The following is a 6989-nucleotide window of genomic DNA, read 5'->3' on the forward strand; positions in this document are numbered from 1 at the left end:
CAAAAACTAAACCCAAGCCCGGCAAGAATGCATGATGAATCTATTCATTTACTGAGACTCACTGGACATGAGATCGGAGGTCGGCCTGGACATGGGATAGAAGGTCGGCTCGGCTCCCGCCATCTCGAACCTCCGAGAGGCCTCCGGCTTCGAGACCCAATCCTTCCACCGCCGCCCCGGCAGCAGGCAAGGGCCTAAGATGGCTCCGGTTCCTGCACTGCCGATATCCACGGGATCCACGAAGCCTTTCCGCGTAACGAACCGTCACGGTGGGTGACGGGGTGGCGGGGGCGGTCGTACTCGAGGTGGAGCAGGACCGTGGCGGCGGTCTCTTCCAGCGCGACCATCAGTCCGGCGGCGGCTTTCGCGCAGGTGGTGTCGTGTTCCCGGCCCGGGCCGACGACGGAACCCCTTCTCGTCGAAGCCTCGGATTCCGCAGGTCAACGTGGGTGGCGAGAACGCGCTCACTCCACGTCATCTGCACCTGCGGCCTAGTAACATCGGCGGCGACAACGGCAGTTGATCGTCGATGGGAGTGACCGAGGCGTCCTCCGACCGACCGCGCAACCGCCTTTTCGTCTGTCACAGCATCCCGGGACTCGGCGGCAACTCGGCGCGGGTCGCGGATCACGCGTCGGTCGGCCGAACGACGACTGGAGCCCTGACCCGTCGTCGATGCCGCCATCAATGAGGAGGCCCCGCCCCATGGAACCCGTCACGTTGATCACAGGTGGTTCGAGCGGAATCGGTGCGGCCACTGCCCGTGCCCTGCTCAAGCAGGGTCACTTCGTGGCGATTACCGGCCGCGATGCCGATCGGCTGGCCGCGTTCGCCACCTCAGCCGGAGCGGGGGAGCGGCTGTTGACCATGAGCGGTGACGCCAGTGACGAGGACCATGTCGCCTCCGTCGTGCGTCATGTCGTGGGCGCCTGGGGCCGGTTGGACACGGTGATCGCCAACGCCGGGTTCTCCCTGCCCGGCACCCTGGAGGACCACGACCCTCAGGCGATGCGTGCCATGGTTCTCACCAACGTCCTCGGCCCGGCCCTGCTGGTGCGTGAGGCGCTGCCGCACCTCAGGGAGTCCAAGGGCCGGATCGTGATCGTCGGTTCGGTCGCGGGGACCAGGAACACGCCCGGCAACATGTACTCCGTCACCAAGTGGGCCGCGCACGCCCTGGTCGAGAACGTCCGGCTCTTGGTGGCCAAGGACAACGTCGGCGTCACCCTCGTTGCCCCGGGAGTGGTGGACACCCCGTTCTGGGACGAGCGTGGCGGCTGCCCCGAGGCGGCACCGGCACTGACCGCCGAACAGGTCGCCGAGACGATCCTCTTCGCCGTCAATCAGCCTGGAAACGTGCACATCAACCACCTCACCGTGCGGCCTGCCGGCCAGGTCAACTGATCTCGTTCGGGGTCAACCACAGGCGACGGGACCCCTGGTCCCGTCGTTGGTCGTTTTGACCCGTGGCCCGGGCCGTTCTCAGGTCCGTGACTCGGGAGCGTGGCAAGAAGCGCGTCGCCAGCGAGGTGATGAACAGCTGGCGGCCCGCCGATACGCGGGACCTGGCCGGTCCCCGAGCACGGGGAAGGGCGCCTCGGACCAGCACACCGACGCCGAGATCCGCGCCGTACACCAGGACACGCATGTGGTCCTGATGATCAATCTGTGGGACTCACCCCCACGGCGAGGCCTGATCAGGTGGATCCTTTCGCGTGACGCGAGGGCAACTGACCGATGCGGAGTGGGAGTTCATCGAGCCGTACCTACCGATCGGCGAGTACGGCTCGTACCCGGAGCGGCTGTGGCAGCAGTTCGAGGGCGTGGTCCGGCGGTTCAAGACCGGCGGGCAGGGGCGGGAGACGCCGACGGAGTTCAGCGCGTGGTCGACCGTCTCCGACCGCTTCCGGCGGTGGCGTGACGCGGGTGTCTTCGAAGCCCTGATGGAGGGCGCGATCGCGGAGGACGCGAGGCAGGGCGAGGTGGACTTGTCGCTGGTCAGCGCTGATTCCACCACCGTGCGGGCCCATCACCACGATGTCGCCGCCGGGATGCACCTGCGCCCCGACGCCCTGGCGGCCCTGGAGAAAGCCGCCGACGAGGCGGAGAAGGCCCGGCGAAAAGGGGCGGTCCGGAAGAACAAGACGGACATGACACGGAAGGTGATTCAGAACGCACCGAAGGTGATTCAGAACTCGAAGAGCGACGACGTGCCCGGCGGCGGCGAAAGCTCCGCCTGAAGGAAACCCTGCTCGGACGCTCAAGGGGCGGGCAGACCAGCAGGATCCATGGTGCCGGTGAGCGGAAGTGCCGACCGCTGGTGTTCGTGCTGACCGAGGAACAGGCCGCCGACAGCCCGCAGTTCATTCCCGCGCTCAAGAAATTACGGGTCCGCGGGCCGGTCGGCCGTCCCCGTGCCCAGCCCGACGCGGTAGCTGGGGGACAAGGCGTACTCGTCCCCCGGCAACCGCGCCCACCTGCGAAAGCGCCGTATCAAGGCCGTCATCCCGGAGAGGAATGACCAGCCTGCCAACTGGAAGAAGGAGGCCCAGGGCGGCCGGCTCGGCAGCCACGACGCCGACCTCCACAAGGAGCGAAACGCCGTCGAGCGGCTGATCATCAAGCTGAAGGCCTGGCGAGGCAGCGCCACCCGGTAGGACAAGACCCCGGAAAGCTACCTCGCCGGCCTCCACCTCCGTGGCTCTTCGATCCGGATCAAGGACCTCACCCGGCCCCGATGACCACGACGGAATACGTGCCCTGAGCGTGTGTCGCAGTCAGCCACGAAGTGGCGCCCGACCCCGCCGAAGCGTCGATCTTCGGCCTGGCTGTTTGACGTGCGAGGTCACATACCGTCGTCTCTGCCCCAGAGATAGCCCATCTGTATCCGGTTGTGTGCCTCGAGTTCTTGCTTCATGCCGGCGATGTGGCTTCGCAACGACCGCTCGCTGATGCCGAGTCGTCGGGCTATCTGCTTGTCCGGGTAACCCTTGATCAGCAGGCGCTTGATCGAGTCACGCATTGCGGGCATGACCTCCCTTGCCGCCATCGCCGCATGATTCGGGACGAACGGGAAGGGCTTTGCTCGATCCCACGATCTGTTGAACATGTCGCGGAGAAAGCCGACGACGGCCGGCTCGCTCACCGCGACCGCAGAGGTGCGGTCGGCATTCGCGGCGATGAAGGCGACGTCGTCCACGATGATCAGGCGGTCGAAGAACTCGTCGAGCGTACGGACCGAAGCTCCGAGTTTCGTCACCTCCTGGACATATTCCTTTGTCGCCTCGTCGAAACGCGTCGTGTGTTGATAGAGGGTGCGCATTGCGACGCCCGCGGCTATGTGACGCCGCACACCTTCCAGGGCGTCGTCAAGGACTTCCCTCGGGCGCGGACCGTCCGGCTGTGCGGTAAGAATTTCCCGCCGCGAGCCCGACAGGGCGTCATCGATGGCCTGACCGATGGTGGACAGGCCGTGAATTTTGCGGATATCCGAGTTCCTGCCGACGGCTGCGAACGACAAGTCGTGCAGTCGGCCGGCCTGTTCATCGACGAGTCGGCTCAGGCCCGTCAAATGTTTTGCCATTCCCTGGACGAACTCTTCCGACTTCGTCAGACCGCTCGGCGGAGCAGCGTAACGATAATGACTTTCATCTTCGTCACTCGTGGCGTTTGGGCTTGTCATGAGTCCCCGTTTTTTCGTTTTTGTTCCATCTTGGATCCCGCGAACATCGGCAGTGCAGGAACCGGAGCCATCTTAGAGCCTTGCCTGCCGCTGGGGCGGCGGTGGAAGGATTGGGCCCTGAAGCCGGAGGCCTCTCGGAGGTTCGAGATGGCGGAAGCCGAGCCGACCTTCTATCTCATGTCCAGGCCGACCTTCTCTCTCATGCCCAGTGAGCCTCAGTGAATGGATAGATTCACCATGCATGTTCGTGCAACGTTGACTCGTATGACCCGCACCGCACGTGTCGCATTCATTGGCGGCATCGTCGGTGTGGCAGTGGCGATAGCTATTGGGCACGGCTCGTTCTCGCCGCCCGCCACTGCGGTGTCTGCGGCCGATTCGGGCGTGGTGCAAGACGGCGATATCGGCTGGAATTAGTGGGGAACTCCCCGCATCCTGACCGCGCGGAGAGCGCGGCGGGTTCCCGCTGCCCGATGCGCTCCAGCGCGAGAGGCCGATTCTCCATAAGGCGGATTGTTGCCCATCGACTTCGGGAGACTGCCCGGAGTGCGTGTGCTGGTCTACTTCCAGTTCTCCACCAACAGTGTCCGTGAACGACGGCAATCCTCAATTTACTGAGGTCTGATTCCTCGTCACGTGAACCATTGTCTGCCGGGCTTGGGTTTAGTTTTTGGGGGGTCGTGGTGTCGTATCGTGTTCTGGTGGTGCAGCCGGCGTTTTCTGCGATTGCGTATGTGGTTCATGCGCGTTCGCTCGGCTGGGATGTGGTGGTGGCTTCTTTTGAGGCCGAGGGGCGGTGGGTTGCTGATTCTGTGCGGTCCGCGGCGTCGGAGCTGATTACGGTGGATACGAATTCCGGTGATGTTCTGGAGGCTGCGGTCGTCCGTTCTCATGGGCGGAATGCTATTCATGCGGTTGTCGCGGGCGGTGAATATTATGTGCCGGCGGCGGCGCGGCTGGCGGCCCGGCTGGGGCTGGCGGGGCTGGCGGGTGCGGCGGTGGGGCAGGTGCGGCACAAGGCGCTGATGCTGGAGGCGGTGGCCGCGGCGGGTCTTCAGGTGCCGGGGTTCGCGGTGGTCCGTGAGCCGGCGGAGCTGGATGCGGCGTGTGCCGGGGTGGGGTTTCCCGCGGTGGTCAAGCCGGTCGATTCCGGCGGGAGTGTCCATGTGTCGCGGGTGGACTCGCTGGGCGAGGCGCGCCGGGCGGTGGCGGCGATCCATGCCGAGGAGGGGCGGGAGTTCGACCGGCCGCTGGGCAGGGATGTGATGGTCGAGCGGTATGTGGCCGGGCCGGAGTTCAGCGCCGACGGCTATGCGCACGGCGGTGAGGTCACGGTGGTGGCGGTGACGCGGAAGCTGCTGGGGCCCGAGCCGCGGTTTCTGGAGCTGGGGCATCTCACGCCCGCACCGCTGGAGGAGGGGGTGCGCCAGGAGCTGGCGTCGTATGCGGCGCAGGTCGTCCGGGCGGTCGGGATCACGACCGGGCCCTTCCACTGCGAGCTGCGCCTGAGCGAAGGGCGGCCGGTGCTGATCGAGGTGGCCGCGCGGCTGCCCGGCGGCCGGATCACCGAGCTCATGGAGATGGTCACCGGTCTGAGCCTGCCCGGGAAGGTCCTCGCGGACCTCACCGGCGCCGATCCCCACACCGCGGCCGTGTACGGGGAGCTGGCCGCGAAGGCGGCCGGGATCCGTTTCCTGACCGCGGGCGGGGCCGGCTCCTACACACGCCTGGAGGGCTGGGAGGAACTGACGGCCGAGCCGTGGGTGGCGGGAGGCCATGTCCTGGTCGCGCCGGGTGTCCCCGTCGCGCGGGACGAGGCGGACTACAGCTGCCGGATCGCGGCCGTCGTCTTCACCGCGGAGTCCCCCCAGCAGGCGCACGAGCGCTGGTTTGAGATCGGTGACCGCGTACGCGTGGTCAGCACCTGACACGGAAGGAACGATCACCCATGAACCCCCTGCGCCTGCACTGGTGCTCGCCGCCCGACACGGGACAGGCCAAGCCCACCGACCCCTACAAAACGGGCACCCTCGACATGGGGGAAGTACGCGACTTCGTCCAGGAGGCCGAGGAACTCGGCGTCGACACCCTGCTGTTCGGGATGTCCAAAAGACTCCCCGACCCCATCCCGGTGATCGGGGCGCTCTCCCAGATCACCGACCGTGTCAGGTTCATGCTCGCCTACCGGCCGGGCCTGATGGCACCCACCCTGTTCGCGCAGGTCGTCAACACCCTCTCCTGGATGACCCAGGGACGCATCTCCCTCAACATCGTCTCCGGGATCTCCCCCGCCGAGCAGGCCGGATACGGCGACTTCCTCAGCCACGACGAACGCTACGCACGCTGCAACGAGTTCCTCCAGATCCTCCACGGCCTGTGGGAGGGCGAGTCACCGCTGAGCCATGACGGAGAGCACTACACCCTCAAGGACGCCGAACTCGGCCTCGCCCACCACGGCGGCGGCCGCCCGCAGATCTACATCGGCGGCGCCTCCGCCGTCGCACAGCAGACCGCACTCGCCCAGGGCGACTGCTGGCTGCGCTACGGCGACACCCCCCAGGCCCTCGCCGAGGCCGCCCGGCCGCTCGTCGAGGCCGGCTGCCGCGTCGGCACCCGCATGCACGTCCTGGCCCGCCCCACCCGCGAGGAAGCCCTCGCCGAACTCGCCCACCTCGTCGCCGAACCCGACGAGGACCACAAAAAATGGGTCCGCCACGCCCTGGCCACCACCGACTCCGAAGCCGTCACCTCCTCCTACCAGCTCGCCTCCACCGCCACCGACGGATGGCTCTCCCCCTACATCTGGACCGGCGCCGTCGCCTACCGCGGCGGCCCCGCCCTCTGCATCGTCGGCAGCTACCAGGAAGTCGCCCACTACATCCACCAGTACAAAACCGCCGGCATCACCGAATTCATCTTCTCCGGCTGGCCCACCCGCAACGAAATGCACACCTTCTACACCCACGTCGCCCCCCTCATCCGCCAACTCGAAACACAAGAGCCCTAAACCAACAAGAACAACCACCGAGCACTGAACAAACAGGGCAACCAACACCGAACCAGCAGGACGAGCACCGGACGACCAGTACCGGGCAAGCACCCACACACCCGCACCGCCCGGACCGTATCCAGGCGGCTGCACGGCCACGCCATCACGCGCACCCCAACACCCCGCCGCCCACCGCGAACCGGCACGACAAACCGAAAGAAGCGACCCCACGCCCACCCCCACCACCCCGGGCCCGGACCGCTCCTTCCAGGCACCCCAACAGCCATGAAGGACCCACCATGCACATCACCGTCATCA

The 6989-nt window shown here is 66.5% G+C and carries 5 protein-coding genes and 1 pseudogene; 5 read left to right on the forward strand and 1 reads right to left on the reverse strand.

Annotated features, from left to right (window positions below; translation table 11 throughout):
- Positions 1-705: 705 nt before the first annotated feature.
- Together JHN63_RS48135 and JHN63_RS48140 are read left to right on the forward strand one after the other, a co-directional pair.
- A complete protein-coding gene (locus tag JHN63_RS48135; protein WP_200691461.1) occupies positions 706-1404 on the forward strand; it encodes an SDR family oxidoreductase in 699 nt (232 codons plus the stop codon).
- A gap of 311 nt (positions 1405-1715) precedes the next feature.
- Positions 1716-2741: pseudogene (locus tag JHN63_RS48140) on the forward strand (transposase).
- A gap of 104 nt (positions 2742-2845) precedes the next feature.
- Here JHN63_RS48140 and JHN63_RS48145 read toward each other — a convergent pair.
- Positions 2846-3682, reverse strand: coding sequence for a LuxR C-terminal-related transcriptional regulator (locus JHN63_RS48145; RefSeq protein ID WP_200691462.1), 837 nt, complete (start codon positions 3680-3682; stop codon positions 2846-2848).
- 264 nt (positions 3683-3946) lie between these two features.
- On the opposite strand from JHN63_RS48145, the gene JHN63_RS48150 reads away from it, so the two are divergent.
- From JHN63_RS48150 to JHN63_RS48160, 3 genes are all read left to right on the forward strand, one after another.
- Entirely contained in the window at positions 3947-4099 is a 153-nt protein-coding gene (locus JHN63_RS48150) for a hypothetical protein (RefSeq protein ID WP_200691463.1), read from the forward strand.
- A 284-nt stretch (positions 4100-4383) separates the two neighbouring features.
- Positions 4384-5610, forward strand: coding sequence for an ATP-grasp domain-containing protein (locus JHN63_RS48155; RefSeq protein ID WP_200691464.1), 1227 nt, complete (start codon positions 4384-4386; stop codon positions 5608-5610).
- A gap of 20 nt (positions 5611-5630) precedes the next feature.
- Complete coding sequence (locus JHN63_RS48160) at positions 5631-6689, forward strand: LLM class flavin-dependent oxidoreductase (RefSeq protein WP_200691465.1); 1059 nt, start codon at positions 5631-5633, stop codon at positions 6687-6689.
- Positions 6690-6989: the final 300 nt, after the last annotated feature.

The sequence above is a fragment of the Streptomyces sp. MBT65 genome (assembly GCF_016612545.1).
In the GTDB taxonomy this organism is placed as follows: domain Bacteria; phylum Actinomycetota; class Actinomycetes; order Streptomycetales; family Streptomycetaceae; genus Streptomyces.